This is a genomic window from Vibrio sp. SG41-7 (assembly GCF_014164465.1).
GTDB classification, from domain to species: Bacteria; Pseudomonadota; Gammaproteobacteria; order Enterobacterales; family Vibrionaceae; genus Vibrio; species Vibrio splendidus.
The window spans coordinates 1-14,894 of the sequence record NZ_JACJFF010000123.1; the positions used below are offsets into that span (position 1 = coordinate 1).

The 14,894-nt window shown below is 42.5% G+C and carries 13 protein-coding genes; 6 read left to right on the forward strand and 7 right to left on the reverse strand.

The features are described 5' to 3' along the window. Window positions 1–153 precede the first annotated feature (153 nt). Entirely contained in the window at window positions 154–822 is a 669-nt protein-coding gene (locus H5300_RS21750) for a MipA/OmpV family protein (protein WP_182796891.1), read from the forward strand. Between the two features lie 209 nt (window positions 823–1,031). Here H5300_RS21750 and H5300_RS28100 read toward each other — a convergent pair whose 3' ends face one another. From H5300_RS28100 to H5300_RS21785, 7 genes are all read right to left on the reverse strand, one after another. Beyond that, a complete protein-coding gene (locus H5300_RS28100) occupies window positions 1,032–1,109 on the reverse strand; it encodes a prepilin-type N-terminal cleavage/methylation domain-containing protein (protein WP_372320454.1) in 78 nt (25 codons plus the stop codon). A 16-nt stretch (window positions 1,110–1,125) separates the two neighbouring features. Beyond that, on the reverse strand, window positions 1,126–1,695 hold the full coding sequence (locus H5300_RS21760) for an outer membrane beta-barrel protein (RefSeq protein ID WP_182796889.1): 570 nt from the start codon (window positions 1,693–1,695) through the stop codon (window positions 1,126–1,128). Between the two features lie 397 nt (window positions 1,696–2,092). Continuing rightward, a complete protein-coding gene (locus tag H5300_RS21765; protein ID WP_004736527.1) occupies window positions 2,093–2,593 on the reverse strand; it encodes a YfbU family protein in 501 nt (166 codons plus the stop codon). A 413-nt stretch (window positions 2,594–3,006) separates the two neighbouring features. Further along, window positions 3,007–3,747 carry a pyruvate formate lyase 1-activating protein gene (gene pflA / locus H5300_RS21770; RefSeq protein ID WP_054542036.1) on the reverse strand — a complete coding sequence of 247 codons (741 nt, stop codon included), beginning with the start codon at window positions 3,745–3,747 and terminating at the stop codon, window positions 3,007–3,009. A 164-nt stretch (window positions 3,748–3,911) separates the two neighbouring features. Then, window positions 3,912–4,913 carry a lipid A deacylase LpxR family protein gene (locus tag H5300_RS21775; protein WP_054542035.1) on the reverse strand — a complete coding sequence of 334 codons (1,002 nt, stop codon included), beginning with the start codon at window positions 4,911–4,913 and terminating at the stop codon, window positions 3,912–3,914. Between the two features lie 202 nt (window positions 4,914–5,115). Then, window positions 5,116–7,392 (reverse strand): formate C-acetyltransferase, encoded by a 2,277-nt coding sequence (gene pflB, locus H5300_RS21780; RefSeq protein ID WP_182796890.1) that lies wholly within the window; start codon window positions 7,390–7,392, stop codon window positions 5,116–5,118. 306 nt (window positions 7,393–7,698) lie between these two features. Next, on the reverse strand, window positions 7,699–9,240 hold the full coding sequence (locus tag H5300_RS21785; protein WP_004736531.1) for a DUF3360 family protein: 1,542 nt from the start codon (window positions 9,238–9,240) through the stop codon (window positions 7,699–7,701). A 434-nt stretch (window positions 9,241–9,674) separates the two neighbouring features. On the opposite strand from H5300_RS21785, the gene H5300_RS21790 reads away from it, so the two are divergent. The 5 genes from H5300_RS21790 to H5300_RS21810 all read left to right on the forward strand — a co-directional run bounded on the left by H5300_RS21790 (window position 9,675) and on the right by H5300_RS21810 (window position 14,553). Beyond that, on the forward strand, window positions 9,675–11,138 hold the full coding sequence (locus H5300_RS21790; RefSeq protein WP_017085841.1) for a hypothetical protein: 1,464 nt from the start codon (window positions 9,675–9,677) through the stop codon (window positions 11,136–11,138). Between the two features lie 237 nt (window positions 11,139–11,375). Next, on the forward strand, window positions 11,376–12,146 hold the full coding sequence (locus tag H5300_RS21795) for an ABC transporter ATP-binding protein (protein WP_004736532.1): 771 nt from the start codon (window positions 11,376–11,378) through the stop codon (window positions 12,144–12,146). A 136-nt stretch (window positions 12,147–12,282) separates the two neighbouring features. After that, on the forward strand, window positions 12,283–13,053 hold the full coding sequence (locus H5300_RS21800; RefSeq protein ID WP_017078148.1) for an ABC transporter substrate-binding protein: 771 nt from the start codon (window positions 12,283–12,285) through the stop codon (window positions 13,051–13,053). Window positions 13,054–13,132: 79 nt separating this feature from the next. After that, window positions 13,133–13,873 (forward strand): ABC transporter permease, encoded by a 741-nt coding sequence (locus H5300_RS21805; RefSeq protein WP_004736534.1) that lies wholly within the window; start codon window positions 13,133–13,135, stop codon window positions 13,871–13,873. A 2-nt stretch (window positions 13,874–13,875) separates the two neighbouring features. Continuing rightward, window positions 13,876–14,553: an ABC transporter permease gene (locus tag H5300_RS21810; protein ID WP_004736535.1), complete on the forward strand. Its 678-nt coding sequence runs from the start codon at window positions 13,876–13,878 to the stop codon at window positions 14,551–14,553. Window positions 14,554–14,894: the final 341 nt, after the last annotated feature.

Sequence of the window (14,894 nt, forward strand, 5' to 3'; positions counted from 1 at the left end):
TTGGTTTTGTATGGTTTGTTGTAGAATCTGAATGTCGCGCATTGTTAACCCACTTGTTCGAAATGTGTGTTCAGCGATATTCATTAGATCAAAGACGGCGATGCGCGTCTACCTCATTGTTTTTACACCTGATTATGAGGGGATTCGTAAGCACTGGGCGTTGCCGCTTCTTATTCTCCGGCTGTCTATAAAGATACACCGTCAAACCGCGCTGTGATTCCTATGATTGGCTATGAAGGTGAGCACTTTTTCATGCGTGGATTCAGTGCGGGTTATCGCTTACTTCCTGCGGGCTCACCACAGAATATCGTGTTTCGAGCGGTTTATGATTCGAGGACATTGAAGCCGGGTGATTCTGATAACGTTGAGATTCAAAAGTTAGATGAACGTAAAGCATCAGTATTAGGTGGCATTAGCTACCAAGTGATCACCTTGGTCGGGATGTTTGAAGCGACAGCAGGCTCTGACTTAGGGTTTAGGCATAATGGTATCTATGCGGAAGCTGCATGGCGTTTACCGATTCGTCGCAATGGGTGGGCGATTACACCCTCTATTGGTTATGCTTATAACAGTGAGCGCTTGAATAACCACTTATACGGGGTGAGTTCAGCAGAAGCGTCGAGAACTAATTTGAATGAGTTCGATGCAGACTGGGATGGTCAGTACTTTATTGGTTTAGGTGGTTACTTGCATGTGACTCCAAATATCCGGGTCACTGGTGGCGTTCGTTATACCAACCTTGAAGGTGATATTGAGAACAGCCCAATACTTGAAAGTGGCATCAACATGGCCGCAAACGTCGGGGTTGCTTACGTCTTCTAGTTGCTTTGGTTTCTCTCTCTAAATGCGGACATTAAAAAAGGGTTACTCATGATGAGTAACCCTTTTTATTTATGCGAAGTACCGACCGATTATTACAGTAATCAAATCAAATCAAATCAAAGCAAGGAAAGACATGACATGGCTAGATTTATCACCCACCAGTGACTTTTCTACAAATCAACGTACTACCAAACTCTTCACCCAGTGGTTTAAAAACTTGGGGCAGCGGTTAACGCTAAGATACCAAGAATAGCAATAACGATGATCAGCTCAATTAGTGTAAAAATCTTTCTACTTCATACCTTAGAAAGTGAAACCGGCCTGTAGACCTAGAGTGCCGTCACTGCCTAGATTTAGACCACCTGAGCTGAAGTCGTACCAATCAAAACCAACACGTGCCATAAACTTCGAGTTACCAAACATTGGTTGCACTGACTTAAATTCAGCACCGATGCCGTAAGTTGCCCCCCATTCACTATTTGAATGCTTGTTATTCACTGAGCCATCTTTATCAGTGATCGTTGATTTAGAATTAAAGTTTGAGTAAGCAAGACCAACTTTACCGTAGATAGCAAAAGATTCATCGAAACCATATTTATACATTGGCGCTAGAGACATTTTGAAGTGTTGGTAATCGCCCTTGTGCTTAGTTAGGTCGCCGTTTACGTCTGAAGTAACATCGCTGATATCTGAATCGATGTAATTCATGGTTGATTCTAAATAAAAGTTTGTATCAAGAACTTGTGAACCAACAGTGAATTGTGCGCCTGTGTCGTCTTCGTTAATGCCAACGCCGCCAAGTACGTACATTTCGTTAGCTGCGAAAGCTGAAGTAGACATGATAGCTAGTGATGCAAGGATGAATTTTCTCATTTTGTTTATCGCTCTGGTTAATAAATTTCGGGGAGCATTCTAGCTATCTTATTTAAAATAAAAAACACCGTTCAAAATGGATCGGTGGTTTTTAATTTGTATTAAATGTTTCGAAGTGGAATTAATAAAGATGAATGACTTAATTGGTTATAAAGTCTAGGTTTGTGTTCGTTGGTTAATGGGCGATATCAGAGAAATTAATTGAAAATGGTTCAACATTTAATATCTTATCTTTATGATTCATTTGCGTTTGCTGTATCTGAAGTACACTTTTTATCCACATCGCTTCATAAGTCCCGTTTTCTGTTTGTATGCGAACATTAAAAAAGGGTTACTCATGATGAGTAACCCTTTTTCTTGAAACTTTTTAAAAAGTTATCGCTGATCTATTAACGTATTAAGCGCTAAAGATTTGAGATAGCTCTGTCGCACATAGGTGGTACTGACGAGGGCAGTTGCGCCATGTTGTTAGCATGCGACGGTACTTCTCTAGCATTGGCATTTGGCTATTAAAGTGGTGATCTGCTTTGTCGAATTGAGGGTAAAGACCTTCAGAATCAACAAGGAAACGCACGTAATGTACGCTCTGAGCTTCAGAAGCGATATCAAAACCTAGGAACTGTAGGCGACGTTGGTCTACTTCAGCACGTTCTTGTTCTGCAAGCATTTTATTCGACTCTTGCATGGCATGGTACATCTCCATGATGTCGATAACTTCGCGACATTCGGCTTCAGTCAAACAGCCAAATTCTTTATTAAGTTCACGCATTTGAAGTTCGTAACCACGTTCTACAACCGTTTGTAGACGTTGGTATTTAGCGGAGTTCTCAGGATCCATTTGAGACATTAGGTAGTATTGATTTGATAGAATTAGACGCTGAGCATTGGTCATTTCCATGGGAGGAGCCTCACTAAAAAACTAAATGTTATATTCTTTTGTTGCAGTAAGAGTAACAGCATTCCTACGAGTGGAAACATGATCTCAACACGGATTTAATATGATTTTTTGAATTGATAAACAAAAGTTGTAAAGAAAAGTGAAAGGTTTATTTTAATACCAATCACAGTAAGTAAGTGATCATAAATAGCGCAGGAAAAAGGCTTGAGAACAAGGCAGCTCTATTCGACAAAGAGGTTCGATAAGTAGTTATTCTATAATCAAAATTTCTAACGCAGTTATTGAGCGTTTTAACCAGCTAGGATGACCAGTTATTTACTACGATTGGTATAATCAAAAAACAAAACGCCCCTATCGAAATTGAGGCGTTTAAATAGAGGTTGAGCACCGTCTTTATTCGAACTTTAGCAGTACTAGTACTTTACGTTTGAATGGTACTGGTTTAGAACAGCAACAATCTCGTCCATTTTCTCTTTGCTTGGCGGATTTGTACCTTCAAGAGGGTAGTCATAACCAAGCGCTTCCCATTTATGAGCACCAAGCTTGTGGTATGGAAGCAGTTCTATTTTCTCGATGTTATCCATGTCTTTAATGAATTCACCAAGAAGATGAGCATCTTCAGGCGTATCCGTGTAGCCAGGAACAATCACGTAACGAATCCACGTCTTCTTACCGATTTTGTGCAGGTAGCGTGCAAAATCCAGAGTACGTCTGTTTGATACGCCAATGAAATCGTGGTGTATCTCATCTCGCATATGTTTAAGATCCAGCATCACTAGATCAGAGGCTTCTAGTACTTCATCGACCACTTCAGTGTGCTTACGAATGTAGCCATTAGTATCAAGACAAGTGTGAATGCCTTCAGCTTGCGCCGCTTGGAAAAAGTCACGAACAAACTCAGGTTGTAGCATCGCTTCACCACCAGAACAGGTGATACCACCGCCCGATGCTTTCATGAAATGACGGTATGATTTTGCCTCGTTGATGATCTCTTCGACCGTTACTTCCTTTCCGTCATGAAGATCCCATGTATCGCGGTTATGGCAGTACATACAACGCATTAAGCAGCCTTGAAGAAACACAATGAAGCGGATACCAGGGCCATCGACAGTACCACAAGATTCGAATGAGTGAATGCGACCAGTTGTAGACATGAGCTATTCTCGTAGAGGAATTTATACCGTTTATTTTATTACAAAAACGGTACATAAAATAGGGTCAAATGGTAACGAGACCTTTAAAAATAAAGGCAATCACCTGTGAAGATGATTGCCTTTATTAAACTTGAAAAGTAAAGGACGAAAGCCCTTACTGGTGGCTAGAAGAATGCAAACATGGTGATACCGCCAGTGGTGTACACTGACTCTTTTGCTTCTTCGTAATCCGGTGTTTTTGCTGTTAGTGCGAAAGAGGCACCAACGTATTGGTTATACCATGCCACACCAAGCACAGCAGTAGCTTGAATGTTTTCTAAAGTTACATCGTAGATAGCGGGATCTTCATTGTTTTTGTTAGCGTATTCATCAACACCAGAACGATCGCCTTCGATAGTCAGATCGTTGAATCGGTAACGACCCTCAAGGCCTGCATAGGTAAACCAACCTGTGTTTGATGCGCCGATCATGCCCGGTTTGAATGGGTTTTCTGTGGTGATGTTAGCTGCACCAAAGTTACCGCCTAAGTCCGTACCCCAACGAAACATAAAACCAGTCGAGATATCACTTCTAAAGTTACCCACATTGATCTCTGAAACGTTAGAGATCTCGAAGTCTGTATTTGCTAGTGCTTGATTACGCATTAAGTTGAAATGGCTTAGGTAACCAACGCTTCCCGCCCACTCATCATCAACTTGGTATTCCCAACCCATCGGCTCATCTGATTTTGTGATCGAGTGGACCAGCTTTTGAGCATCTTCAGACAGTGCACGTTCGCCCGTAGTACCAAACGTGATATTAAAACGCTGGGCTTGCTGTGGGTTCAAGCTGATGTAGTTGAATTCGGTGTGAAGGTAACCTGCGTATGGGCGATCATTAGGCGATGGTGTTTCTAACTCAATGTCAGAAGGTGTATACATCTTGTGGCCAATGGTGATTTCCCACTTGTCTAGAGAGCTTGCCCCCCAGTAGGAAAGACTCAATGGTTTTACCCAATTATATGGCGTAATACTTGATGATGTGTAACCCAGAAATAAGCCGTTGGTATAGTCTTGGTCAACACCAAAAATACCATCGTTATCTAAAGCAAAAGTCAGCGTAGAACGATCAGATGCCAAAGATGAAAAAGAGAGGAGAATCAGGGGTAAACAACGCAGGTATTTCATGGAGCAGTTACTCTTAAATTATGAACAGAGATATTACCGTAATTTAAGTGAATTTGTGGAAAAAAAGTGAATGATTGGGTGCTTTCTTGCTCAACCTAACATTTTGGGAGGTAGGTGAGTTCAGTGCGATTTACAGCAGATATAAAAAAGCCCCGCACATTGGCGAGGCTAATATTATTTTACTTATCTATTTAGCGTGAGCTTATAGAGACTCAGTAAATGTACGTGCGATTACGTCAGCTTGCTGCTCTGTAGTTAGAGAGTTGAAGCGTACAGCGTAACCAGAAACACGAATCGTTAGCTGAGGGTATTTCTCAGGGTGCTTAACTGCGTCTTCAAGAGTTTCGCGGTTAAGAACGTTAACGTTAAGGTGTTGACCACCTTCAATGCCAGCTTCGTGGTGGAAGTAACCATCCATTAGGCCTGCAAGGTTAGCACGTTGGCTGTCTTGTTCTTTACCTAGCGCGTTTGGCACGATAGAGAAAGTGTAAGAGATACCATCTTGAGCATCAGCAAACGGTAGTTTACCTACAGACGTTAGTGAAGCTACAGCGCCTTTCTCATCACGACCGTGCATTGGGTTAGCACCAGGAGCGAAAGGAGCGCCAGCACGACGACCGTCTGGAGTGTTACCTGTCTTCTTACCGTATACCACGTTAGACGTGATAGTAAGAACTGACTGTGTAGGGATTGAATCACGGTAAGTCTTAAGCTTACGGATCTTGTTCATGAACGTAGAAACTAGTTCACAAGCAATGTCATCTACACGAGAGTCGTTGTTACCGTATTTAGGGTAATCGCCTTCGATTTCGAAGTCAGTTGCGATGCCATCTTCGTCGCGGATTGGTTTAACAGTCGCGAATTTGATTGCAGACAGTGAGTCAGCAGCAACAGATAGACCAGCAATACCACAAGCCATAGTACGACGAACGTCACGGTCATGAAGAGCCATTAGGGACGCTTCGTAGCTGTACTTGTCGTGCATGTAGTGGATGCTGTTTAGCGCAGTCACGTATTGCTTAGCTAACCAGTCCATGAATGTGTCTAGGCGACCCATTACGTCATCGTAGTTAAGTACTTCGTCAGTGATCTTGTCGCCAACTGGGCCAACTTGCATTTTAAGCTTCTCATCAACGCCGCCGTTGATTGCGTAAAGCATAGTTTTTGCAAGGTTAGCACGAGCGCCGAAGAACTGCATTTGCTTACCAACGATCATTGGTGATACACAACAAGCGATTGCGTAATCATCAGAATCAAGGTCAGGACGCATTAGGTCATCATTTTCGTACTGGATAGAAGAAGTATCGATAGATACCTTCGCACAGAAACGCTTGAAGCCGTCAGGCAGTTGCTCAGACCAAAGAACCGTGATGTTTGGCTCTGGAGAAGGACCCATAGTGTATAGAGAGTTAAGGAAACGGAAGTTCGAACGCGTTACTAGCGTACGACCATCGACACCCATACCACCCATAGACTCTGTAGCCCAGATTGGGTCGCCAGAGAATAGCTCATCGTACTCAGGAGTACGTAGGAAACGAACCATACGCAGCTTCATTACGAAGTGGTCGATCATCTCTTGTGCTTGGTCTTCTGTGATTTTGCCAGCAGCGATATCACGCTCGATGTAGATGTCTAGGAAAGTCGAAGTACGACCTAGAGACATTGCAGCACCGTTTTGAGACTTAACAGCAGCTAGGTAGCCGAAGTAAGTCCACTGGATAGCTTCTTGAGCAGTTTGAGCTGGCTCAGAAATATCGAAACCGTATTTCTCAGCCATTTGCTTGATTTGACCTAGAGCACGATGTTGCTCAGAGATCTCTTCACGCAATTGCATTGTTGCAGAAAGATCTTCGCCGTTCTCGAAACGCTCTTGTAGAGATGCGAATTGAGCCGCTTTGTCTTTCATTAGGAAGTTGATACCGTATAGTGCAACACGACGGTAGTCACCAATGATACGACCACGGCCGTAAGCATCAGGAAGACCAGTCAGAACACCAGACTTACGACATTTTAGGATATCAGGAGTGTAGATATCGAAAACGCCAGCATTGTGTGTTTTGCGGTATTCTGAGTAGATTTTTGAAACCATTGGGTCAAGAGTTTCACCGTATGCTTTACAAGAACCTTCAACCATACGTACACCACCGTTAGGGATGATTGCACGTTTTAGTGGCTTCTCAGTTTGTAGACCAACGATAGTCTCAAGATCTTTCTCAATGTAACCTGCATCGTGAGCAGTAATGGTAGAGATAACAGAAGTATCGAAATCTACAGGTGCTTTAGTTGCGTTTTCCTGTTTGATACCTTCCATTACCGAAGACCAAAGCTTGTTAGTTGCTTCAGTACCCTCAGAAACTAGGAAAGACTCGTCGCCTTCATACGGCGTGTAGTTCTTTTGAATGAAATCACGAACGTTTACTTCGCTTTGCCACTCACCTGCAGCAAAATCTTCCCAAGCTTTAGCAAATTGCTCTGCCATGACATACCTACCTTTTTAGTAGAAAAAATACGTACATTAACACTGTTGAGCCAGCGCCCCTCGTAAGGATAGTACACTCTTATTAATAACAATATATATGAGCATATTCGCATCATATGGTTATATATATTGTCACTACCTTTTATATGTTGTCTTTACTCTATGTATTCAAGACTACGCTAAAAAATTTCTGTAAACCTTAAACTAAATCAATAAATTTCAAAAAAAGTTGAAAAAAAATGGGTGGCAGGGGTTGCCACCCAAACTTTTTTTAATCCCAATACTACTTTTGTGTAGTTAGAACCATTATAGCCAAGCTTTTAGGCCATATTGACTTTCTAGCATACCAACTGCAAGCATTGCTACTAAACAGATAACTAAAACGCCAACTGGGATAACAATCTTGTCTACAAATGATAGACGCTTCGCACGCTCTTTATCACCAATTAGACCGTTATTATCTAGAAGCATAGTCAGTGCCCATGCTAATACTGGGTTAACAACCGCTGAACCGAAGATACAGATACCCGCTGCTTGAGAATCTTTTGAATCCTTAACCATTTGCATACCCGCTTCAAGTAGAGGCAGAGATACACCTACAAGCAGCGCAACACGCATCACTGGTGGCCATACAGCTACGTCCATTGGGAAACCAAGAATCGCAACAATAATACAAAGAGAACCAAGCAAGATTGCGCCGCCAGGAATTGGACGTTTCGCGATTGCTGCTGGGATCATGTAAGTACCCCAAGAAGATGTGATGTTACCACCACCAACTGCAGTACCTACCATTTGACGAACTGAACACATAGTCATTGTGTCATCAACATCCATCAGAACTTTTTCAGAACGTTTAGGGTAGTTCAGTTCTTGGAAGATACGGTGACCTAGGAAATCTGGCGACCACATTGCTACGGCAAGAATTGCGAATGGTAAAGAAGCAATGAAGTGTTCAACGTTTGGCAAGCCAAGCATCCAACCTTCAGAAGTAGAACCCCACCAGTAAACTGGGTTTAGGTTTGGAATACCCATTTCAGTTTCGAATACGATATCGAAACCAGCACCTAGTGCTAATGCAATAGCAAGGCCTGTGAATGCACAAACTGGGATAGCCAACCAACGCTTGTTCACTTTTGCTAAGAAAGCGTAGATAGCAATCGTAATAGCAAGAACGATCAAACCAACGTAACCCATGCTACCCGCTTCGACAGTAGAAGATTGAAGACCAACCGCCCATTCTTGAATCGAGTTAATTTGGCTCATGGTGCCTGTTAGGCCTAAGAAAATGAGCAAGCCGCCAGCGGTACCTTCGGAAGTCAGGTTAACCAGCTTGGAGCCGCCTTTTAGGAAACTTAGGATTAGACCGAAGACACCGATAAGGATTGCCAATGCAAGAGGGTGAGCACCAGCGAGAGCGATGGTACCAATAAGAGGAATCATTGGGCCGTGGTTACCGGCAAGGTTTGCTTTAGGGTTGAAGAAACCAGAGGCAAGAATACAGAACAGCAGTGCAGGAATCAGCATTTCTACACGAGCAACTTCAATTGCGAAGTCTTTACCTAGGTTTACGTGATCCCAAGCTTGAGTTAGGCCATCAGCCCAAGACATCATTACTGCTGAGTACATCGCGATGATACCGATGGTACCAGCAAGTGCAGGAACAAGGTCTTCAAGTTCAAAACGGAAATCACGGCCTGGAAGGTTTAAACCGAAGCGGCGAGGCTTCATGATTTGAAGTTCGTGATCTAAATAATCTGAGCGGCTCTCAAATTCCGAAGAAGGGCGGTGTAGCTCTTTATAGCTTTTCTCTTCTACTTCAGAGTTCGCATTATTCACAACGTCTGACATAGATTCCTCATATTTTTATGTTAGTAATTCTAAAATTGAATTAAATAAGTTCGCGTAATTGCGTTATTTCTTAGTTATAACTTATTAACATTATGTTGCACGGTTTTGATGTGCTTTATGCAGCTAAGTTAAAAGAAATGTTTGGCATTTTTAATGCCTTATTTTGTATTGAGGAGTCTAACAAGCTTACCCTTTAGGGTGATTGATCTTGATCACTTTATGAGTTTATGTGAAAGAAAGCTACAAAACGCAGCGGTTCATTAACGTACCGTTGATAAAAAGTGTAATTTGTTTTCACAAGCTGACGTTTTCATCGTCTTGTCACAGTTCTTATCCTTTGTAAATTCCATTTTTAATGATTGGCTTACTTTTTGCTTAATCGCTGATAGATATTTAATTTTGGCGAGCTGTTGCCACAAACAGGACGAAAATCGATGAAAAAAACACAAATTTTGCCACTAGCGGCAATGATCTCAGGACTACTAGTTGGTTGTGGCGGCGGAAGCGGCGGTGGCGGTGGTGGTGGTACACCATCAACAAAGTTTGAATTTTCGTTCTCTGCCCCGAATACAATCCTTGAAAGTAGCAACACTTCGAACTGTACCGTATACGAGCGAAGAGATAATAGTAGTCAGCAAGCGACGGTGTTGACTTACCAACCAGCAATTGAGTCACAGCTCAACAATGAAAATGTGGTTGCATACTATTCGGATGCGGCTGGTTCAATGGTTGGTGATTTAATTGTCCCAAGTAATTTGAAGCTCTCGTTTACCTTGGAAGGTATACCTGATGGTGGCTTTGTTACGTTCCAAATTCGCGAAGCGAACAACACACACTTCACAGCTAATACATTTTCTAAAGAATATTTGGAAGATCTTACTCTGAGAACAACTACGTTTGGTATGAACCGTGAAGCTGTTAGTAGTTGCGACAAAGGTGATAACTTTGGTAAGACAACACGAAATGACTTGTCTTACCTTGCCGTAGCTTCTGGTGGTGGAGATTATAACTTTCAATCCCAGCTAAAAGAAGAGTCTGTGCCGACGTATTCGATTGATAAGTTAGATGTACGGGCTCTGCCTAATGGGACACCTGAATCAACCATTGTTACGCAATTTAAAGATGGGTATTTGCATCAATATGGTGTAAGAGCTTGGAGTAACGCCGATCCATTGTTACTGGTTGATATGGCAGGAAACAAAGCTCAACTGACGCACACAAATGACTTTGATTACTCGAATGTTGAGATTAAGGTTAGTCAGGGTGATTTTAGTTATGGCATAGCAACAATTCCAAGCACGCAAGGTGACTTTACAAGTCCGGATGAGCCAAATACTGAACACTGGAGCTTAAATGTTGAATCAGACACTCCGCTTAATGGCTGGAATATTGATCTCAACAAGAAGTTATATGTTGAAGGTTCTTGGGACGTAGATATCGCTCCAGACTCATTTTATGACTTAAGTTCGTTGCCGACTGACTCACCAAACCTTGCTGGTAATAACTTAGACCTTGATTTTAGTTTTACAGATGAAGTCGGAAAAATGAGAGTTGCCTACACAACAGAAAGCCTAAGTGGCGGCCTTCATAAATTGACACATAAAGTATTTACTCATTTGGAAGATACAATTGTTTTACCAGAGCTTCACTACTACGACTACTCAGATACTGTTAAGGCTGAATTGAAGTTAGATCCTACCTCAGATCCCATTCATCAGACTGTTCTTGTTGAGACAGCAGAGTCGGAGATTACAGGTTATGATTTCATGACTGCGTTTGCGCACGGTAATGTAACGGACTTAGATGAAGATTTAGATGGGCTTGTTGTTAATGAAGTTACACTAAACAAAACGGGTGTAAAGGTTCAGAACCAAGACTATTTGATGCTTACAAAATAGCGCCTGCTTAACAAAAATAAAACAAATAAGCCCCGTTAATCGGGGCTTGTTTATAACTGCTATTCATGTAATTGAGGTGAAAACGCTACCTTTTGCATAATAAGTCAGAGTGAATCGCTATTTATTCCAAATTATTAGGTTAATAATTTGTTGCATGTTATTCCGTGTGGTGCTAGTTTGTATCGCATGAAAAGGTCGGAGTACCTTGCATTTTCACAAACTTGGGAGAGAAAGCGCATGAAAGATGTACCAGCGCTGGACATAAAGGATCTACACAAAACGTTTGGTCAAAATGAAGTTTTAAAGGGAATTTCACTTTCTGCGCATAAAGGCGATGTAGTCTCGATTATCGGATCTTCTGGGTCGGGTAAAAGTACTTTCCTTAGATGTATCAACCTTTTAGAGACACCTACCGCCGGCGAAATTTGGGTTAATGGCGAATTAATTCAAATGAAAAACAACCGCCAAGGTGTTTCAGTTCCTGCCAATGAAAAACAAGTACAGCGAATCCGTTCTCGCCTTGCGATGGTTTTTCAGGGTTTCAATCTGTGGTCTCACCTGACCGTTCTCGAAAATGTTATCGAAGCGCCTGTTCACGTCTTAGGTGTACCTAAAGCACAAGCGATTGAAAATGCAGAGTTACTACTGAAGAAAGTCGGTCTGTATGAGCGTAAAGATTACTACCCGGGTCATTTGTCTGGCGGACAACAACAGCGTGCTGCTATTGCGCGAGCGCTAGCGGTTGATCCTGAAGTTATGCTGTTTGATGAACCAACATCGGCATTAGACCCTGAGTTAGTAGGCGAAGTGCTTGGTGTAATGCGCGATCTAGCAGAAGAGGGCAGAACCATGCTTGTGGTAACACACGAAATGGCTTTCGCACGCGACGTATCAAATCATGTGATGTTCTTGCATCAAGGTCTAGTGGAAGAACAGGGCGATCCAGCTAAACTGTTTACTGAACCTGAATCTGAGCGTTTACAACAATTTATCTCATCGATTTACTAATCAGAATTGAAATACCGCCGCTAAGGAAAATGGCGACGGTATGAACAATAAAACACAACAAGTAAGTTAATAAGTAACAACAAACGAAATATTAAAATTAGCAAAACATAAAAACCTAAATCACAGGAGTAGGGATATGAAAAAGTGGTTATTAGTCGCGGCACTTGCTGCAACTGCTGCAACGGGCGTAGCTCAAGCAAAAGAATGGAAAACAGTACGTTTCGGTATTGAAGGTGCTTACCCTCCATTTAGCTGGACAGAAGCTGACGGTTCACTAAAAGGCTTCGATGTTGATATGGCTAACGCGCTTTGTACCGAAATGCAGGTGCAGTGTAAGATCGTTGCACAAGATTGGGATGGCATTATTCCTTCTCTACTTGCTCGTAAATATGATGCGATCATCGCGGCAATGTCTATCACGGAAGAGCGTAAGAAAAAGATCGACTTCACTGGTAAATACGCACTTATCCCAAACAAGTTCATCGCTAAAAAAGGTGCAGGCCTTAACTTCGATGATCTAAGCGGTCAAAAAATTGCCGTTCAACGTGCAACAACTCACGATAAGTACCTAACAGACAACTACGGCGACACAGTAGAAATCGTTCGTTACGGTTCATTCGATGAAGCTTACCTTGATCTAGCTAACGGTCGTGTTGCTGCTGTACTGGGTGATGCATCGGCTCTAGAAGAAGGCGTACTAAACAAAGCGGGTGGTGAAGACTACGAGTTTGTTGGTCCATCATTAACCGATCCTAAATGGTTCGGCGATGGTTTTGGTATTGCTCTACGTAAGCAAGACAAAGATCTGACTAAGCAATTAGATGCGGCAATCCTTTCACTACGTGAAAAAGGCATCTACCAAGATATCGCGGCTAAATACTTCAACTACGACGTATACGGTCAGTAATATCTAGCGTCAATTCTTAAGGGAGAGGTTCTCCTCTCCCTGTCTTACCAACTTTTTCGCAGTTCTGTTGGAATTCATTATGTTTGATTTACAAGGATATGAAGCTTCGATCCTGAAAGGGGCGGTGCTTACAATCGAAGTTGCCTTGCTGTCGCTAATTTTAGCTATGGTTCTTGGTATGCTAGGTGCCTTAGCAAAACTTGCGCCTTATCGCTGGGCTCGTGCAATTGCAACCCTCTACACAACCGTCATTCGAGGCATCCCCGATCTCGTATTGATGATGCTGATTTTCTTTGGTGGACAAATCCTTTTAAACAACAGTTTGTATTCCATCAATGAGTGGCTCAATGAGTGGTTCACATCAAGTGATCCTAACCACGAGTGGACCGCTTACTTACCAGATTATATTGATGTCAGCCCATTTATTGCTGGTGTCTTAACCATTGGCTTCATCTTTGGCGCTTACATGGCTGAAACTTTCCGTGGTGCAATCATGGCTGTCGACAGCGGTGAGATGGAAGCCGCAAAGGCCTACGGCATGGGGCCCGTTTTAGCGTTCCGCCGTATTTTATTACCTCAAATGATTCGTCACGCACTGCCGGGTTTTGGTAACAACTGGTTGGTTCTACTAAAGACCACCGCGTTGGTTTCGATTATCGGCCTAGAAGACATGGTACGTGTTAGCGCGTTGGCTGCAGGCTCAACCAAAATGCCATTTACCTTTTATATGACAGTGGCACTTATTTTCCTATTCTTCACCAGTGTTTCGACGGGCTTGCTTAAGTTGGTTGAACGTAAATTCAGTATCCACGCGAGGTAGTTATGGACTTTTCATTGATAATTGAAAGCCTGCCGATTTACCTTAGTGGTTTATGGACAACGGCTTGGATGGTTTGCGTCGCTTTGATCATTGGCTTATGTGTAGCAATACCATTAGCTATCGCTCGTAACAGCCCAAATATGCTGATTAACGCCCCTGCTTGGTCGTTCATCTATTTCTTCCGTGGTACGCCATTATTGGTGCAGTTGTACCTGATTTACTACGGAATGGATCAGTTCTTCCCGGTAAAAGATACACTATGGGAGAATGCATGGTTTTGTGCTTTGGTGGCATTCATTCTTAACACATCGGCATACACAGCAGAAATCATTCGTGGCGCTATCAACGGCTTGCCTAAAGGTGAGGTTGAAGCAGCAAAAGCTTATGGTATGAGCACACCCAAGACATACCGCCGCATCATTCTTCCAAGTGCTTTACGTCGAGCATTACCGGCTTACAGTAATGAGGTTATCTTTATGCTTCATGGCTCAGCGGTAGCAGGTATCGTAACCATTATGGATCTAACGGGAGCTGCCCGTTTGGTCAACTCACGTTACTACGCGCCATTTGAATCGTTCCTAACGGCAGGCCTGTTCTATATGGGGTTAACGTTTATCATCATTGCGATTTTCAAATTCGCAGAGAAACGTTTCTTAGCTTACTTAAGACCACTTAGCTAATCACACGTTACAAATCATAGTTAAAAAACGGCGCTTCTATAGCGCCGTTTTTAATAGCATTAAACAAGTCGTGTGATTTTGAATTCCACGAACTTTCGAGAAGCTACATCCCAACGAAATAGTTACCTTGCTTCAAATTAAACTCACGCATTCATGAGATTGATTGCTTTAGGTTTGGCGATAGATAGACTCATCGAAATTTTGTTGTTGTATGGAATGATGATGAAAAAGAGTAACTTACTGTCGAATTTGGTTGTTTGTGTTATCGCGTTATCACTTTTAGGATGTGGAGGTGGTAGTGGCGGTGAAAGTGCCCAAACTGGTTCTGGAGGTTCTGGAGG

What these genes read in the sequence shown, in the direction of transcription:
- H5300_RS21785 (WP_004736531.1), bottom strand. Translation starts at nt 9,240, where the DNA reads ATGTCAGACGTTGTGAATAATGCGAACTCTGAAGTAGAAGAGAAAAGC.
- H5300_RS21795 (WP_004736532.1), top strand. Translation starts at nt 11,376, where the DNA reads ATGAAAGATGTACCAGCGCTGGACATAAAGGATCTACACAAAACGTTT.
- pflB (WP_182796890.1), bottom strand. Translation starts at nt 7,392, where the DNA reads ATGGCAGAGCAATTTGCTAAAGCTTGGGAAGATTTTGCTGCAGGTGAG.
- H5300_RS21790 (WP_017085841.1), top strand. Translation starts at nt 9,675, where the DNA reads ATGAAAAAAACACAAATTTTGCCACTAGCGGCAATGATCTCAGGACTA.
- pflA (WP_054542036.1), bottom strand. Translation starts at nt 3,747, where the DNA reads ATGTCTACAACTGGTCGCATTCACTCATTCGAATCTTGTGGTACTGTC.
- H5300_RS21760 (WP_182796889.1), bottom strand. Translation starts at nt 1,695, where the DNA reads ATGAGAAAATTCATCCTTGCATCACTAGCTATCATGTCTACTTCAGCT.
- H5300_RS21805 (WP_004736534.1), top strand. Translation starts at nt 13,133, where the DNA reads ATGTTTGATTTACAAGGATATGAAGCTTCGATCCTGAAAGGGGCGGTG.
- H5300_RS21800 (WP_017078148.1), top strand. Translation starts at nt 12,283, where the DNA reads ATGAAAAAGTGGTTATTAGTCGCGGCACTTGCTGCAACTGCTGCAACG.
- H5300_RS21765 (WP_004736527.1), bottom strand. Translation starts at nt 2,593, where the DNA reads ATGGAAATGACCAATGCTCAGCGTCTAATTCTATCAAATCAATACTAC.
- H5300_RS21775 (WP_054542035.1), bottom strand. Translation starts at nt 4,913, where the DNA reads ATGAAATACCTGCGTTGTTTACCCCTGATTCTCCTCTCTTTTTCATCT.
- H5300_RS21810 (WP_004736535.1), top strand. Translation starts at nt 13,876, where the DNA reads ATGGACTTTTCATTGATAATTGAAAGCCTGCCGATTTACCTTAGTGGT.